Source organism: Streptomyces sp. NPDC048001, from assembly GCF_043203115.1.
In the GTDB taxonomy this organism is placed as follows: domain Bacteria; phylum Actinomycetota; class Actinomycetes; order Streptomycetales; family Streptomycetaceae; genus Streptomyces; species Streptomyces sanyensis.
The window spans coordinates 921630-937505 of the sequence record NZ_JBIDBN010000001.1; the positions used below are offsets into that span (position 1 = coordinate 921630).

Annotated in this window: 14 protein-coding genes; 7 read left to right on the forward strand and 7 right to left on the reverse strand. The window is 76.9% G+C overall.

Annotated elements, in window-relative coordinates; genetic code table 11:
* Nucleotides 1–9: 9 nt before the first annotated feature.
* The 3 genes from ACGF15_RS03920 to ACGF15_RS03930 all read right to left on the reverse strand — a co-directional run bounded on the left by ACGF15_RS03920 (nt 10) and on the right by ACGF15_RS03930 (nt 2681).
* Nucleotides 10–423: an organic hydroperoxide resistance protein gene (locus ACGF15_RS03920; protein WP_345609360.1), complete on the reverse strand. Its 414-nt coding sequence runs from the start codon at nt 421–423 to the stop codon at nt 10–12.
* A gap of 452 nt (nt 424–875) precedes the next feature.
* The gene (locus tag ACGF15_RS03925; RefSeq protein WP_345609362.1) at nt 876–2018 is read right to left on the reverse strand and encodes a S1 family peptidase; all 1143 of its coding nucleotides are present in this window, start codon (nt 2016–2018) and stop codon (nt 876–878) included.
* Between the two features lie 165 nt (nt 2019–2183).
* A complete protein-coding gene (locus ACGF15_RS03930) occupies nt 2184–2681 on the reverse strand; it encodes a cupin domain-containing protein (protein ID WP_392796826.1) in 498 nt (165 codons plus the stop codon).
* A 187-nt stretch (nt 2682–2868) separates the two neighbouring features.
* Between ACGF15_RS03930 and ACGF15_RS03935 the strand changes: the two genes are divergently transcribed.
* Nucleotides 2869–3771 (forward strand): polysaccharide deacetylase family protein, encoded by a 903-nt coding sequence (locus tag ACGF15_RS03935; protein ID WP_392796827.1) that lies wholly within the window; start codon nt 2869–2871, stop codon nt 3769–3771.
* Nucleotides 3772–3917: 146 nt separating this feature from the next.
* Here the strand turns inward: ACGF15_RS03935 and ACGF15_RS03940 are convergent, their stop codons facing one another.
* Complete coding sequence (locus tag ACGF15_RS03940; RefSeq protein WP_345609368.1) at nt 3918–4790, reverse strand: DMT family transporter; 873 nt, start codon at nt 4788–4790, stop codon at nt 3918–3920.
* 99 nt (nt 4791–4889) lie between these two features.
* Nucleotides 4890–6029 (reverse strand): AI-2E family transporter, encoded by a 1140-nt coding sequence (locus ACGF15_RS03945; protein ID WP_392796829.1) that lies wholly within the window; start codon nt 6027–6029, stop codon nt 4890–4892.
* A 147-nt stretch (nt 6030–6176) separates the two neighbouring features.
* Between ACGF15_RS03945 and ACGF15_RS03950 the strand changes: the two genes are divergently transcribed.
* The 5 genes from ACGF15_RS03950 (at nt 6177) to ACGF15_RS03970 (ending at nt 12535) form a co-directional block, all read left to right on the forward strand.
* Entirely contained in the window at nt 6177–6902 is a 726-nt protein-coding gene (locus tag ACGF15_RS03950; RefSeq protein ID WP_392796830.1) for a peptidyl-tRNA hydrolase, read from the forward strand.
* Between the two features lie 455 nt (nt 6903–7357).
* Nucleotides 7358–8131 carry a DUF4142 domain-containing protein gene (locus tag ACGF15_RS03955; protein WP_345609374.1) on the forward strand — a complete coding sequence of 258 codons (774 nt, stop codon included), beginning with the start codon at nt 7358–7360 and terminating at the stop codon, nt 8129–8131.
* A gap of 205 nt (nt 8132–8336) precedes the next feature.
* Complete coding sequence (locus ACGF15_RS03960) at nt 8337–9698, forward strand: DUF692 domain-containing protein (protein ID WP_392796831.1); 1362 nt, start codon at nt 8337–8339, stop codon at nt 9696–9698.
* Nucleotides 9695–10669 (forward strand): TIGR04222 domain-containing membrane protein, encoded by a 975-nt coding sequence (locus ACGF15_RS03965; protein ID WP_392796832.1) that lies wholly within the window; start codon nt 9695–9697, stop codon nt 10667–10669. Before ACGF15_RS03960 ends, ACGF15_RS03965 begins: the two co-directional genes overlap by 4 nt.
* A 207-nt stretch (nt 10670–10876) precedes the next feature.
* Nucleotides 10877–12535 (forward strand): alpha/beta hydrolase, encoded by a 1659-nt coding sequence (locus ACGF15_RS03970; RefSeq protein ID WP_392796833.1) that lies wholly within the window; start codon nt 10877–10879, stop codon nt 12533–12535.
* A gap of 69 nt (nt 12536–12604) precedes the next feature.
* Here ACGF15_RS03970 and hemQ read toward each other — a convergent pair whose 3' ends face one another.
* Together hemQ and hemG are read right to left on the reverse strand one after the other, a co-directional pair.
* Entirely contained in the window at nt 12605–13318 is a 714-nt protein-coding gene (hemQ, locus tag ACGF15_RS03975) for a hydrogen peroxide-dependent heme synthase (RefSeq protein WP_392796834.1), read from the reverse strand.
* A gap of 4 nt (nt 13319–13322) precedes the next feature.
* A complete protein-coding gene (gene hemG, locus ACGF15_RS03980; RefSeq protein ID WP_345609384.1) occupies nt 13323–14747 on the reverse strand; it encodes a protoporphyrinogen oxidase in 1425 nt (474 codons plus the stop codon).
* Between the two features lie 129 nt (nt 14748–14876).
* Here hemG and ACGF15_RS03985 point away from each other — a divergent pair, with 129 nt between their 5' ends.
* A complete protein-coding gene (locus ACGF15_RS03985; RefSeq protein ID WP_392796835.1) occupies nt 14877–15875 on the forward strand; it encodes a DUF4349 domain-containing protein in 999 nt (332 codons plus the stop codon).
* Nucleotide 15876 lies beyond the last annotated feature (1 nt).

The following is a 15876-nucleotide window of genomic DNA, read 5'->3' on the forward strand; positions in this document are numbered from 1 at the left end:
GCCCCGCGGTCACTCGACGACCAGCTCCACGGGCAGGTTGCCGCGGGTGGCCTTGGAGTACGGGCAGTAGGCGTGGGTCTTCTCCAGCAGGGCGCGGCCCGGCTCGCCCTGGAGGTGCTCGGGGAGTTCCACGCGCATGATCACGGAGAGGCCGAAGCCTCCGTCGGTGTCCTTGCCGATCGAGACCTCCGCGGTGACCGAGGCGTCCTCGACGTCGATCCTCTCCTGGCGGGCGACGACCCCCATGGCGCTGGCGAAGCAGGCGGCGTAGCCGGCAGCGAACAGCTGCTCGGGGTTGGTGCCCTGACCGTTGCCGCCCAGCGCCGCGGGGAAGGCCAGCGGCAGGTCGATCACGCCGTCGGAGCTGACGGCGCGGCCCTCGCGCCCGTTGGCGGTGGCGACGGCGGTGTAGAGCGCATCCATGGAAGTCCATCCCTCGTGGGTCGGGAACCGGGAGCACCAATCAAAGCACACGATTAAGTTGTGCACAATTCAGTTGGGCACCTGAGATCCGGGGCAGGAGGCCCGGGGCGCCCCGGACAGACACCGGGCGGGCGCCGGGCGGGCGCCGGGCCGCCGCAGGACGCGGCCGCCCCGGTCGAGGGTTGTGCAGACGCCGGACGAGGGCCGCCCCGGCAGCGTGACCGCAGGGGCGGTCCGGGGCCCGGACGCGAAGCGGCGGCGGGTGGCGGACCGCCTTCCTCGGTCCACCACCCGCCGCCCCCGGGCGGCACCCCCGTGGGGGGCACCGTCACGGCACACCGTCGGCCGCGGCCTCCCGGGAAGCCGCCACCGTCCTCCGCCTCACCTCCTCGACCCTGCTCACCGGTGCCCGCCTCACGGCCGGTGCCGCCCTGGTCCTGTCAGCGGTCCCGTCAGCCCCCGCCCTGCTGCCCGCCGGCTCCGTCGATCCGCGCGCCGACCGCCGCGAGCGCCGTGGTGACCGGGTGGAAGAAGGTCTCGCCGCCGGAGGTGCAGTCGCCGCTGCCGCCCGAGGTGAGGCCGATCGCGGCGCCGTCCCGGGTGAAGAGCGCGCCGCCGCTGTCCCCCGGCTCCGCGCAGACGTCGGTCTGGACGAGGCCGGTGACCGTGCCCTCCGGGTAGTTGACGGTGGCGCCGAGGCCGGTGACCCGGCCCCCGTTCAGGCCCGTCGTACTGCCCATCCGGAAGACCTCCAGGCCCACCGCGGCCTCGGCGGGACCCCGGATGTCCAGGGTCTGCCCGTTGCCCAGGTCGACCGAGCTGGGGGCCTCGGTCGCCGGGTCGTCGTACGTCACCAGGGCGAAGTCCCCGTCACCGGGGAAGGTCGCGGCCTGGACGGTGCCCACCGGGGCACCGCCCGGCTCCTCGGACCACCGGGCCGAGGAGACGGCGCAGTGCCCGGCGGTGAGGAAGCCCGGCGCACCCCCGCCCGTCACCACGTTGAAGCCGAGGGAGCACCGGGCCCCGCCGCCGAAGATCGCGTCCCCGCCCTCCAGGAAGGTGCGGAACTCGCCCTTGGAGCGGGTGAGTCGCGCGGTGCCGGCGCCGAGCTCCTCGACGGCCGCCTCCAGGCGGTCCCAGCGCTCACCGGAGACCGTGCGGTCGGCCGTGACCCGGAGGGTGTTCGTCCGGGGGTCCACGGCCCAGGCCGTGCCGGGGACGGCGGCCCTGTCCGACAGGGTGTCCGCCGCGCGGTTCAGCGCGCCCATGCTGTTGTTGACGCTTCTCGGCACGGCTCCGGCGCGGCGCACCCGCTCGGCCGCCTCGCCGTCGCCTCCGGCGACGTTGACCACCAGCCGGCGCTCGGCCGCGTCGTAGTAGGCGCCGCCGTACGCCTCGCCGAGGTCCGGCCCGATCCGGACCATCAGATCCCGTGCGGAGGCCGCACTCAGGGCCCGCGGCGCCGCGGCCGAGGGCTCCTCGGAGCCGGACTGGGACGCGTTCGCCTGGGGCAGCAGTACCGCCGCCGCCGCGACGGCCGCTGCTCCGGCCACGGCCATCACGGCCTTCCGCTTGGGTATTCGCCTGTGACTCAACTCGCTGCCTCCTGCGGGGGGATACGGGTTCCGGTGCCGCGGGGCACCGGGGGACGCGTCCGCACAGTGATACGCAGGAGACGGGCGTTGTGCTCAACGGCGTTGCGGAACACCGCCGCCGGCTGTCCGTCCGGTTCCGCACGGGCCGCCCGCGAGGGGCCCCGTTCAGTCCGGGAGGCGGGTGCCGCAGCGGGCGCAGAAGCGGGCGTCGGCGGCCTCGGCGGGGCGGTCGCAGGCAGGGCAGAGACGGTCCGCCAGGCAGGGGGGCTCGCCGCCGTCCCCGCGTGCCCCGCCCGGCGGGGCGGAGCCGATCGTCAGGCCCGGCCGCCTGCGGTGCGCCGTCAGGTACACCAGCCCCTCGGGACCTGCGGTCAGCGACCGCCGTGCGCCGCGCGGCAGCCAGACCAGGGCCCCCGCCCCCAACCGCTGCTCCTCCCCGGCGACGGTCAGGGCCCCGCCGCCCTCCAGCACGCACAGCAGCACGTCGAGATCGGGTTCCCCGTGGGCCGCCACGCTCCCCCCGGACGGGAGGCGGACGAGGTTGGCGTCGAGCTGCCGCGCGGTGGGCGACAGGGCCCACAGGACGCCGCCGCGCTCCGGTGGGGCCTCGGCGAGCAGCTCCTCGGCGGTGGCGAGCACTCCGTGCGTGCGGCGCGGGGCCATGCCGCTCCTTCCTGGGCACCGGCGGGATCCGCCGCATCATCGCACGGCCGCGCGCGGCAACGGGTCCGCCTCGCTGCGGCGACGGGCGGCGACGCGGCGGGGCGGTGGAGCAGCGGCTGAGCGCCCGTCACGGAGGCCGTCGGATACCTTGCGTCGAGTGAACTCCTTTGTACGGACATTGACGTGTATGTGCCTGCTGGTGGCGGCGCTGGCCGGCTGCTCGGCGGGCAGCGGAACCGGCCCCGTCGCCTCGGGAAGCCCAGCGGCCGCACCGTCCCCGGCGCCGGAGGCCCGGGCGCCGGGGGCGGCCCGCTCCCCGGAGCCGACCGGTGCGGCGGGCGCCTCGGCGCAGCCGGGGAACGAGGCGGCCGGGCCCGGCCGGGCCCCGACCCTGGCGCCGGGGCCCGGCGGGGCCGCGCCGGTGTTCTCCCGTGCCGAGGACCGCGGGGCCGGGGCCCCGAAGCTGGTCGCCCTCACCTTCGACGCGGACATGACGGCGGACCAGGGACCGCGCGCCGCACGGGGCGAGCGCTTCGACAACCCGGGGCTGATCGCCGCCCTGCGCGCGCTGAAGGTCCCGGCCACGGTGTTCATGACCGGACGCTGGGCCGAGGAGTACCCCCGTCAGGCCCGGAGCATCGGCACCGATCCGCTGTTCGAGACCGCCAACCACTCCTACAGCCACCACGCCTTCACGCCCGACTGCTACGGGCTCCCGGTCATCGCACGGACGGACATGCGCGGCGATGTGGAGCGGGCGTTCCGCGCCTTCGAGAAGGCCGGCGTGCGCAACACGGTGCCCTACTTCCGCTTCCCGGGCGGCTGCCACGACGACGCGGCCCTGCGCGCCGTGGCGCCGACCGGGGTCACGGCCGTGCAGTGGGACGTGGTCAGCGGCGACGCCTTCGCGACGGACGCGGACGCGGTCGCCGAGCAGGTGCTCGCCGGGGTGCGTCCCGGCTCGCTCGTCGTCATGCACTGCACGCGCAGCGCGGCGCCGGTCACGGAGCCCGCGGTGCGCCGGATCGTCCCCGAGCTCCGACGCCGCGGCTACACCTTCGTCAAGGTCTCGGAGCTGATGCGCGGCTGAGGCCCGGGTGGCCGGACGGGGCAAGGGGGACGCAGGTTCCGGACGGGACGCAGGCCGGGCGGCCGGACGGGGCGGGCGGGACGCAGGCCGGACGGGCCGGGGGCAACGGGGCAAGGCCGGGGGCCCGTGGGGCCGGGGGCCGGGTCTCAGGACGGGTCCGCCGCCAGGGAGCGCGCCAGCGGCAGCCGGGCCAGCGCGAACACCCCCGCGGCCACCAGCGCCACCCCCACCGCCTGCGGGATGAGCCACCACCCGGTGCGCAGGTGCTCCTCGTAGAGCAGGATCCCCAGAGCCAGGCTCACGGCCGCGTCCCCGAGGGTGAGGGCGGGCTGCGAGGCGACCAGCGGACCCGCCTGCATCGCGTTCTCCAGCAGGAACAGCGCCAGGACGCCGGTGACCGCGAAGGCGTAGGTCTGCCAGGCCGTCAGGAAGCCGGTGATCCCGTCCCCGTCCAGGATGTGCATGGCGGACTTCATCAGCGCGGCCGTGACCGCGTAGGAGATCGCCGTCGCCGTGCCGAGGAAGGCCGCACGCGCCCGGCCCTCCGGACGCCGCACGGCCGCGACGGCGAGCGCGGCGACCACCGCCGCGCAGACGGCGAGCGCGGTCACCCAGCGGTCCAGGGGCACGCTGGTGCGGTTGCCGCTGGGCGACGCGGCGAACAGCGCGAGCCCCAGACCCACCACCACGGCGCCCACGGCCCGCCAGCCGGCGGCGGGCAGTCCGCTGTGGAACATCAGCGAGGCGATCACCAGGGTCAGCGGAAGCTCCAGCACGAACAGCGGCTGCACCACCGTCAGCGGGCCCGTCGCCAGCGCCACGGCCTGGCAGACGGCCGCCGCCACGACCGCCGCCATGCCGCCCAGCCAGACCGGGTGGCGCAGCAGGTCGAGCATCAGACCGGGCCGCAGGCCGGCGGAGCGCGGGACGTCGAGGGCGGCCTTGCGCTGGAGGACGGTCGCCAGGGCGTTGCTGAGAGCGGCCCCGATCGCGAAGACCACCGGGAGCAGCAGGTGCACGGGAGGTGCCTCCAGTCGTGGGGTGCGGATCAGGGGGGTAGCGGCGGTGCGCGGAGCGGTCGGGGCCCGGGACGGCGGGGGCGGGCAGGGGGCGCCCGGTCAGGAGGTGTCGGGGCGGTCGCCGCCGTCGGCCGCGGTCTCCGCGTCCCTCCTCAGCGCCTGCCGCACCGACCACACCACCGCCACCAGCGGGACGGCGGCCACGGCACCGACCACCCCCGCGGCGACGGCACCGCCGACGACGGCGAGGGCGACCACCACCGGGTGGAGGCGGACCGCCCAGCTCATCACCAGCGGGTGCAGCAGGTGCCCCTCGATCTGGCCGATCACCACGATCAGCGCGACGACGACCCCGGCGACCAGGGGGCCCTTGGTCGCCAGGGCCACCACCGCGGCCACGGCCAGGGCGACGGGCGAGCCGATGAGGGGCACGAAGGCGGCGAAGAACTCCAGCAGGGCCAGGGGGACCGCCAGCGGCACCCCCAGCAGCGAGAGCGCGATGCCGACCAGGACGGCGTTGGTGGCGGCGACGAGCAGCACGCCGCGGGTGTACCCGGTGAACGTCCGCCACGCCGCCCGGCCGGCGAGGTCCGCCCGGGCGCGGGACCGGGTCGGCAGCTGTTCGCAGAACCAGTGCCACTGGCGGTCCCCTGAGTTGATGAAGAAGACCGAGCAGAACAGAGCGAGGGCGAGGACCGTCAGGACCTCCAGCAGGCGGTCCGCACCGCTCAGCGCGGTACTGAGGACGGTGGCCCGGTGGCTGGACAGCAGGCGGCCGATCCGGGCCCGGACGTCGCTGAGCGAGTCGGGGTCCAGCCGGAAGGGCGGGGCCTCCAGCCAGTGCTCGATCCGGTCGACGCCGGTGCCGAACTCCCGCTCCAGGCCGGTGCGCTCCCCCGCGACCGCCTCGCCCACCAGGGCCAGCACACCGAGCGCCAGGAAGAGGCTGCCGATCAGGGCGGCCGCCACGGCGAGCGGACGCGGAACGAAACGTGCGAGCAGACCGGCCACCGGGCGCAGCAGCGCGGTGGCCACCAGCCCGAGGAAGACCGCCACCCCGATCTTGTGGAAGCGGCCCAGGAGGGAGAAGACGCCGTAGACGACGACGGCGACGGCGAGGACCCGCCAGGCGTAGGCGGCCGCCGTCCGCAGCCCTTCGGGCACCCGGGGGGACGGGGACGACGGGGCCCGCGGCGGCGGGGGCGGGCTGGCCTGCTGGCGGCCGGGCGGTGTGGGCATCCCCTTGGCCGTACCACCGGGTGCCCTCCCGGCCACGCCCCGGGCGGGGGAATCGCCCGAAGGCACCGCGGCCACGCGGGGCCCGGCGCCGGTCCGCTCCCCGGGCCGGGCCGAGGGGGCGCGCCGGGCTGCTGGCAGACTGACGGCGTGAGCAGCGACGGCACCGGTGAGAACGGCCCCTTCGGCGAGGAGCGCAGCGCGCGGGAGGAGGCGCCGCAGTACGTGCTGCCGCTGGTGGTGCGGATCGAGAAGGCGCGGCCCCCGGCGCGGACCGACGCCCTGGAGACGGCCGCACGGGCGGTGCTGTCGATCCTCGGCGATCCGCGCGCCCACGGCGAGGGCGCGTGGGCGGAGGCGGTGCGCGCCTGGCAGGACGGGCGCATCCGCAAGGTGGTCCGCCGGGCCCGGGGGTCCGAGTGGCGCCGCGCGGGCGAACTGCCCGGTCTGACGGTGCACGGGGAGTCGGCCGAGGTGCGGGTCTTCCCACCGGTCCCGCTCGACGGCTGGCCCAGGGAGCTCGCCCGCCTCCAGGTCTCCGGCACCGAGCTCGACGACCCCCTTCCCCCGGCCGACCCCGATCCCGCGGACCCGGTGCTGTGGATGAACCCGGGGGTGGCCATGTCGGCGGGCAAGGCGATGGCCCAGGCGGGCCACGGCGCCCAGCTCGCCTGGTGGGAGCTGGGCGAGGACGAGCGGGCGGCGTGGCGGGCGCGCGGCTACCGCCTCTCGGTGCGGACCGCGGAGCCGGCGCGGTGGGAGCGGCTGAGCGCCGGCGGACTGCCCGTGGTCCGCGACGCGGGGTTCACGGAGGTCGCCCCCGGCTCCTGCACCGTCGTCGCCGCGCACCCCGCACTGCCGCGCCGCCGCCCCTGAACGGTGCGCGCCGTCCGGGCCGGGCACAGGGCACGGACCCGCCGGCGGCCGCCCTCCCCGTCCGCGCGGACCTCGACGGCGCGGACCTCCCCCCGGGGCCTCGACAGCGGGGACCTCATCCGCGGACCTCGTCCGCGCGGACCTCACCCCGCCGCCTCGTCCGCGCGGACGGGCCTCGACCGCGCGGACGGGCCTCGACCGGCTACCGCGGGTATCCGGTGGCGACCGGGTTTCGCTACCGCGGGTAATCGACGAGGACTTCCGTCCGCACCCGGGCGGATGCGGACAGAACACCGCCGCGGCAGTGAACAATTCCGCCCCCGGGCGCGTACATGCCGGTATCGCCGAGTAGTTTGACCGGCTGATCCGGCCCCTGAAGCGCGGCGGCGGGGCCGGGCCGGACTCTCGGCCGGCATCGGTCTGCCGTGGAACGCATCGGCTCTGGAGGCACATTGTTGCAGCGCATCAACGGGACGGTTCTCATCATCGCGGCCCTGGTCGCCACGGTCGGCGCCCTGGCCTTCCCCGTGTGGTCGTTCGCCGACCGGTCGGGCACCGGGCAGGCGAACCTCAACGCCTCGACGGTGGCCACCCAGTGGGGTCCGCTGTCGGCGACGGACCGGGACTTCCTGGTGAAGGTGCGGCTGGCCGGCCTGTGGGAGCTGCCCGCGGGCCAGCAGGCGATCGAGCGGGCCCCGAGCCAGGCGATCAAGGAGGCGGGCGACCACCTGATCGTCGGTCACACCGACCTCGACGTCCGGGCCCGCGACGCGGCCGCCAAGCTGGGCGTCCAGCTGCCGAACCAGCCCACCGAGGAGCAGCAGGGCTGGCTGCGCGAACTGTCGGCCGCCAGCGGCAAGGAGTACGAGTACAAGTTCGCCAACCTGCTGCGCAACGCGCACGGCAAGGTCTTCGGGCTGATCGCGCAGGTCCGGCACACCACCCGCAACTCGCTGATACGCCAGCTCGCCTCGGACGCCAACCAGACCGTGCTCGACCACATCACCATGCTGGAGGCGACCGGCATGGTCGACTTCGACGCCATCGCCAACGAGGCCGCGGGTCTGGCCACCTCCAGCCCGACCGGCCCGCCGCCGCCGGACGGCAACCTGCCGCCCGCGCCGCAGCCCGCGGAGCCCTCCGGGGGGGTCTCGCTGACCTCGGAGCCCTCCCCCGCCGAGCCGGGGACGGTCAACACCGAGCGGCCCGAGGTCCGTCCGGCGGGCTGAGGTCCGTCCGGCGGGCTGAGCCGCCGCGCGGCGGTGCCGGGGCCGCGGCACCGCCGCCGGGGTGCCCCGGCGCTGCCGCGGAGGTGCCCCCGCACCGCCGCGGAACCTCAAATGTTGCTCTGAACGTCCCCCTTCCCGGATTCGCCCGCACAGGGCGGGGCCATCACCCCTGCGACGGTGCAGGAGTGCACGGGAGGGGGAGGACATGGAACTGGGGACGGGAATCGGCTGGCGGCCCGAGATAGCCGAGGCGGTGGAGGCACTGCCGGGGCTCGACTGGGTGGAGGTGGTGGCGGAGAACATCTGCCCCGGCCATCTGCCCGACTCGCTGGCCCGGCTGCGGGCCCGGGGCGTGCGGATCGTGCCGCACGGGGTGTCGCTGGGCCTGGGCGGGGCCGAGCGGCCCTCACCGGAGCGGCTCTCGGCCCTCGCCGAGCGCGCCGAGGCGCTCGGGGCGCCGCTGGTGAGCGAGCACATCGCCTTCGTGCGGGCGGGGGGCCCGCTGACCGCCTCGCCCTCTCTGGAGGCGGGGCACCTGCTGCCGGTCCCCCGCACCCGGGAGGCCCTGGCGGTGCTGTGCGAGAACGTGCGCATCGCCCAGGAGTCCCTGCCCGTGCCGCTGGCGCTGGAGAACATCGCGGCGCTGGTCTCCTGGCCCGGCGACGAGCTGACGGAGGGCCGCTTCCTCGCGGAGCTGGTCGAACGGACCGGGGTGCGGCTGCTGATCGACGTGGCCAACCTCCACACCAACCGCGTCAACCGGGGCGAGGACCCCGTGGCGGCCCTCGACGAGCTGCCGACGGAGGCGATCGCCTACGTGCACGTCGCGGGCGGGGTGGAGCGCGACGGCGTGTGGCACGACACCCACGCCCACCCGGTGCCGCGGCAGGTGCTGGACATCCTGGCGGAACTGCGGCGGCGGGTCGCACCGCCCGGGGTGCTGCTGGAGCGGGACGACGCCTTCCCGCCCCCCGGCGAGCTGGCGGCGGAGCTGGAAGCGATCACCGGGACTCTGCGCGGGGCGGCCGGGGGCTGCAGCCGGGACCCCGGTCCCGCCCGCACACCCGGGGCGCCGCCCGCGGCCGCCGCGCCCCCGGCCCCGGAACCGCCCGCGGCCCCCGGGACCCCGGTCCCGGCCGCGGAACCGGCGGACCGGGAGCGGGAGCGGCTGGCGATCGCTCAGACGGCCCTGCTCTCCGCCCTGGTGGCAGGCACCCCGGCGCCCGAGGGGTTCGACCCGGCACGGCTGCGGGTGCAGGCCCGCGCCCTGGCCGCCAAGCGCGCCGACGTCGTCGCCAAGATCGCCCCCGAGCTCCCGGAGCTCCTCGGCGGGACCTACCGCCCCGCCTTCCTCGCCTACGCCAAGGGCCGCCCCCTGCGCGGTGGTTACCGCCGGGACGCGCTCGCCTTCGCGGAGCACCTGCTCGCCCGCGGCCGTCCGGAGGATCCGCGCCACCGGCGGCAACTGGCCCTGTGGTGGCGGGACCGGACCGGGCCCCGACCCCCGCGGCGCGGCACCCGGCTCGTCCGGGCCGCGCGCACCCGCCTGGCGGGGGTGGGCCGATGAGCACGATGCTGGTGGTGGCCGCGGTCGTCTGCACGGCCGTCCCGCTGTCCAGCAGGCTGCTCGGACGGAGGGTCAGGACGGCGACGGGACAGCCGGTGACCCGCCCGGTGGCGCTGAGGAACATCTACGAGACGGCCTTCGCCTCCGGGGGACCCGGCCGGGTGGCGGACACGGCGATCGTGGGAATGCACACGGACGGGCTCGTCCTCATCGGCGCCCCGGGCGTCGTCACCGCCCGGCAGGACGCCGTCGCCCGGGACGACGTGGAGCAGGCGGTGCTGGACTCGCTGGCGTCGGCGCCCGACGGGGCGCTGGGCCGACTGCGGTCGGCCGTGATGCGCAGCGCCGAGGTGCAGCGCATCGGTGATTCGCTGAGGGTGCGCAAGGTGCTGCACCCGCCGGGCGGCCACCCCGGGCTGTACGCGTGGTGCCTGCTGCAGGGCGTGCTCTGCGTGCTCGGGATCCCGGCCGTCTGGGTGCTGACGGTCCTGCTGGCGCTGTGGACCGGCTCCTCGGCGGAGGTCCTGGCGTACAGCGCCATCCTGACCTTGTCCGTCCTCTTCGGCGGCGCCGGGTTCGGCTTCCGGCGGGCCGCGCTGCTCCGGCGCCGCGTGACGCCCCTCGGGCGGCGCTCGCTCGGCTCCTACCCGCCCACCGGGGGCCGCGGGCTGCGGCACCCGGCGGTCCTCACGGCACGGCACGGGGTGGGGGCCCTGACCGGCACCGCACTGGCCGGGCTGCTGGGCGAGGCCGCCCTCCACGACCCGGCCGCGGTCCGCCCCGGGGCGGTGGACACGGCGTCCTCGGCGTCGACCTCGTGCGGGTCCTCGGAGCCCTCCTGGTGCGGGGGCTCCGGAGGCGACGGGGGCTGGGACGGCGGCTCGGGAGGCGGTTCGAGCTGCGGCTCCTCGGGGTCGAGCTGCGGCTCCGGCGGCGGATCGGGCTGCGGGTCGGGCGGCGGGTCCTCCTGACGCCTCGCCGGGGGCCGGAGGCCCTCGGCCTCCGGCCCCCGGTGCGGCGGCACTTCGCCCCGCGGCGCGCCGAGGAAGCGGCGGGTGCTTCACATGCCCGGGTGTGCTGCGAGGATCCCTTCAGTCCCGGCGTCCCGATGCCCCCGGGCGGGCACGGACGGCCGGGAGCGAACGGCCGCCCCGAGGGGCCCGGCACGAAGGGGACCCATGAGAGCAGTGGCGAGGTGGGGGGCCCTGGCGGGCATCGGCTCCCTGGTCCTGACCGCGGCGGCATCCCCCGCCGCCCCGGCGGCGGCCGCCCCCGGCACCACCGCGGCGGCCGGGGCCTCCCCGGCACCCGGCCCCGCCGCCTTGGCGGCCGACGAGGCCCGGGGCACCGCGCAGGCCGCCGCCCGCGCCGCCGCGTCCGGCATCGCGTTCGCACGGTGCCCTGCCCGGGAGCGGCTGCCCGAGCAGGTGCGCTGCGGGACCGTGGAGGTCCCGCTCGACTACGCCGACCCGGCCGGTCCGGCGATCACCCTCACCGTCAGCCGCATCCCGGCGACCGGCGAAGCCTCCGAACGCCAGGGCGCCCTCGTGTACAACCCCGGCGGCCCCGGCGCCTCCGGCACCTGGTTCCCGCTGGCGGGGCGGCTGCCCGCCTGGGAGCGCATCGCCCGGGCCTACGACATGGTCGGGTACGCCCCCCGCGGAGTGCTCGGCTCCTCCGCCCCGCTGTCCTGCCAGGGCCCGGCGGACTTCCACCGGGCGCCGACCGCGGCCCCCACCCACCCCTCGCCCTCCGAGAAGCGGGAGCGGATCGCCCGGGCCCGCTCCTACGCCGCCGGGTGCGCCCGGTCCGCGGGGGCGGCGCTCGCCCACTACACCTCGCTGAACAACGCACGGGACCTGGAGGTGATCCGCGCCGCGCTGGGCGAGCCGGGGCTGACCTTCATGGGCGCGTCCTACGGCACGTACATCGGCGCGCTGTACGCCACCCTGTTCCCCTCGCAGGTGCGGCGCATGGTGTTCGACTCCGCCGTCGACCCGGACCCGCGGAAGGTCTGGTACCGCAACAACCTCGCCCAGTCCCTGGCGTTCGAGGGCCGCTGGGCCGACTTCCGCGCCTGGGTCGCCCGGCACGACGACGTCTACGGGCTGGGGGCGACGCCGCGCGAGGTGGCCCGCTCCTACGAGACGGCGCGGGCGCGGCTGGCCCTGGAGCCCGCGGGCGGCACGGTCGGCCCCGGGGAGCTGCACTCGGCCTTCCTCGGCGCGGCCTACTACGACGACTTCTGGCCCCGGCTCGCCGAGGTGCTCTCCCGCTACCTGAAGGGGGATCCCGGGCCGCTGGTGGAGCGCGCCGCGCCGGACCCCGCCGGCGCGCGGGAGTCGGAGAACGCGACCGCCGTCTACACCGCCGTCGAGTGCAACGACGCGCCGTGGCCGCAGGACTGGGCCGTGTGGGACCGGGACAACACCCGGCTCGCCCGGGTGGCGCCCTTCGAGACCTGGGACAACGCCTGGATGAACCTGCCCTGCGCCTTCTGGTCCGCGCCCCGGCGCACGCCGCTCGACGTGGGGACCCGGCGCGGCGCCCTGCCGCAGGTGCTGATCCTCGCGGCGGAGCGGGACGCGGCCACGCCGTACGCGGGGGCGCGCGAACTCCAGCGGCGGCTGCGCGGCGCGGCGCTGGTGACGGAGGAGGACGCGGGCACCCACGGCATCGGCGGGGGCGCGAACGCGTGCGTCAACCGGTATCTGGAGGAGTACCTGCTGACGGGGAGGGCGCCGGTGCGGCGCGCTTCCTGCGCGCCGCACCGGGAGCCGGACCCGGTGTCGCTGGACCGGCGCGCGAGCGGGCTCGGCCCGCCGCACACCGTCTGATCTTCCGGGTCGAGGGGCGGGCGGCGCGCCGGCTGCGCGCCCCCGCCCGGGGCCTCGTCGGGCGGCCGGTCAGGCCAGACCCGCCACCAGGTCCGCGACACTCTTGCGGCGGCCGGTGTAGAAGGGCACCTCCTCGCGGACGTGCAGCCGCGCCTCGGAGGCGCGCAGGTGCCGCATCAGGTCCACGATCCGGTACAGCTCGTCGGCCTCGAAGGCGAGGATCCACTCGTAGTCGCCGAGCGAGAAGGAGGCCACGGTGTTGGCGCGCACGTCGGGGTAGCCGCGGGCCATCTTCCCGTGGTCGGCCAGCATCCGGCGGCGGTCCTCGTCGGGCAGCAGGTACCAGTCGTAGGAGCGGACGAAGGGGTAGACGGAGACGTACTCGCGCGGCGTCTCGTCGGCCAGGAACGCGGGGATGTGCGACTTGTTGAACTCGGCGGGGCGGTGCAGCGCCATGTTCGACCACACCGGCTCCAGGGCGCGCCCGAGGCGGGTCCGCCGGAAGCGGTTGTAGGCGTCCTGGAGCGCGTCCGAGGTCTCCGCGTGCCACCAGATCATGACGTCGGCGTCGGCGCGCAGCCCGGACAGGTCGTACGTGCCGCGCACGGTGACGTCCTCGGCGTCGAGCCGGTCGAACAGCTCCTGCACCTCGTCGGCGAAGCCGGTCCGGTCCTCGGGCAGCACGTCGCGCAGCTTGAAGACGGACCACAGCGTGTACCGGATGACCTCGTTGAGGTCCTTGGCCTTCTTGCCTGCGTTCGGGATCTTTTCGGGCGCACTCATGGGGCTATTCTCCCGTGCCGCCGGGGGTGCCCCGCGCCGGGGTGGGCGTGGCGAGGATCTCGTCCGCAGCCCGCTGCCCGCTGCCGATGCAGGCGGGGATGCCGACGCCGTCGTAGGCGGCCCCGCACACCCGCAGGCCGGGCAGCGCGGCGACGGCCTCGCGGATGCGCGCGACCCGGTCGAGGTGCCCGACCGGGTACTGGGGCAGGCCGCCGCGCCAGCGGGTGACCTCGGCGGCCACGGGGCGGGCGGCGAGGCCCACGGCCGCGCCGAGGTCGGTGAGGGAGAGGCCCACCAGCTCGGCGTCCTCCCGGTCGAGGGCCTTCTCCTCGCCGTAGCGGCCCAGGGAGGTGCGCAGCAGGAACAGCTCCCCGGAGCCCTTGGCGACCCAGTCCCACTTGTTGGTGGAGAAGGTCGAGGCCTTGATGGAGCGGCCGTCGACGGGGGGCACCAGGAAGCCGCTGCCGGGCAGCGCGCCGAGGTCGGCGCGGCGGAAGGCCAGGGTGACCAGGGCCATGGAGGCGTACTCGACACGGGCGAGTTCCCCGGCGGCCTCGGGGCAGACGCCGGTGAGCAGGGCCGCCGCGGGTGCGGCGGGTGCGGCGAGGACCACGGCGTCCGCGGCGAGCGGGCCGCTGCCGGTGTGCACGGTCCAGCCCTCCGCTCCGCTCTCCAGGGCGTGGACGGCGGTGCGGGTGCGGATGTCCCCGCCCGCGGCGCGGACGGCGTCGGCGACGGCGTCCGGCAGCGTGCCCATGCCTCCGTCGAGGCCCGTGAACACGGGTCCGGCGCCCTGCTGCGCGGCGCCGCGGGCCTGCACCTCGCGCACGGCGTCGAGCAGGTGGGTGTGGCGCCCGAGGGCCTCGGCGAGCGCGGGGACGGCGGCGCGCAGCGAGATGCGGTAGGCGTCGCCCGCGTACACGCCGCCGAGCAGCGGTTCGACGAGCCGGTCGACGACCTCGCGCCCGAGGCGCTCCGCGACCAGGGCGCCGATCGCCGTGTCCTGGTCGCCCCGAAGGGGCGGCAGCTCGGCCTCGCGGGCGATCCGGGCCACGCCCTCGGGGGTGAGCAGCCCGGCGAGCGCCTCGGCGGTGCCGGGGACACCCATGACGTGGCCCTTGGGCAGCGGCCGCAGGGCACCGCGGGTCCAGACGGCGGAGACGGCGACCGCCGGGGGCTGGAGCCGGTCGCCGAGGCCGACGGCCCGGGCGAGTTCGACGCCCTCGGGCCTGCGGGCGAGCATCGACTCCGCGCCCAGGTCCACCGGCACGTCGGCGACACGGCCGGCCAGGAGCTTGCCGCCGAGCCGGTCGCCGGCCTCGGCGAGGGTGACCCGGCATCCGGCGGAGGCCAGGCGGTGGGCGGCGGAGAGACCGGCGATGCCGCCGCCCACGACGACGACATGGCGCGCAGCTGTGTCCACGTTCATGGGCCAACTCTCTCAAACCGCCCGTGCCGTCCCGGGACCGAGTCCCCTTCGTGACCTGCCGGGGGCAACCGGACCACCGGGGCGCACGTCGAACCGTCGAGCAGCCCGTCCGACGTTTCTGGGGGTCCCATGCGCGCACCACGCGCCTTCGCGGTACTGATGCTGTCCGCCGTCCTCGGCCTCACCGGCTGCGGGGCGTCCGACTCCGCCGGCTCCGAGGCGGCGGAGCAACGCGCGCCCGCCGGGCGGGAGCTGGCGGACGCGGACGCCGGGTCGGGGTACGCCGGGACGGAGCCCGGCGACGGGAAGGGCGGGGAGGCCGGGGCGGAGGGGCCGGAGGCGGACCGGGCGGCGGCGCCGGCCGTGGCGGCGCACCTGGTCCGCACCGCGGTGCTGGAGGTGGAGGTGGCGGACGCGGCCGAGGCCCTGGTCGGTGCCCGGGCGGCGGCCGAGGGGGCGGGCGGGCGCGTGGAGAGCGAGAGCACCGAGCGGCTCGACGACTCCCGGGTCACCTCGCGGATCGTGCTGCGCGTGCCGCAGGAGCGGTACGAGGCGGTGCTCGACCGGCTGTCCGGTGCCGGGAGGCTGCTGTCGCGCCAGGTGGAGGTCGAGGACGTCACCGACCAGGTGGTGGACGTGGACAGCCGGGTGGCGACCCAGCGGGCCAGCGTGCAGCGGGTGCGGGAGCTGATGGACCGGGCCACCCGGCTGTCCGACGTGGTCTCGCTGGAGGGCGAGCTGAGCAGGCGTCAGGCGGAGCTGGAGTCGCTGCTCGCCCGTCAGAAGGCGCTGGGCGACCGCACGTCGATGGCGACGGTCACGCTGGAGCTGACCGAGGCCGAGCCCTCGGGCGGGCAGGGGGACGGCGGCCCCGGGTTCCTGGATGCGCTCGGCGGCGGCTGGCGGGCCCTGGTGGCCGCGGCGCACTGGGGGGCGGTGGTGGTCGGGGCGGTGCTGCCCTTCGCGGTGGTGGCGGGCGTGCTCCTCGCCGCCTGGCGGCTGCTGGCCCGCTCCCGCCGCCCGCGCACGGACGGCGGCCCCGCGCAGGTGCCCGGTCCGGCCCGGGAGCCCGCCGGGGAGGCGGCGCCCGCGGAGGCGGCGGCCGACCGGACGGGCGGCACACCGTAGC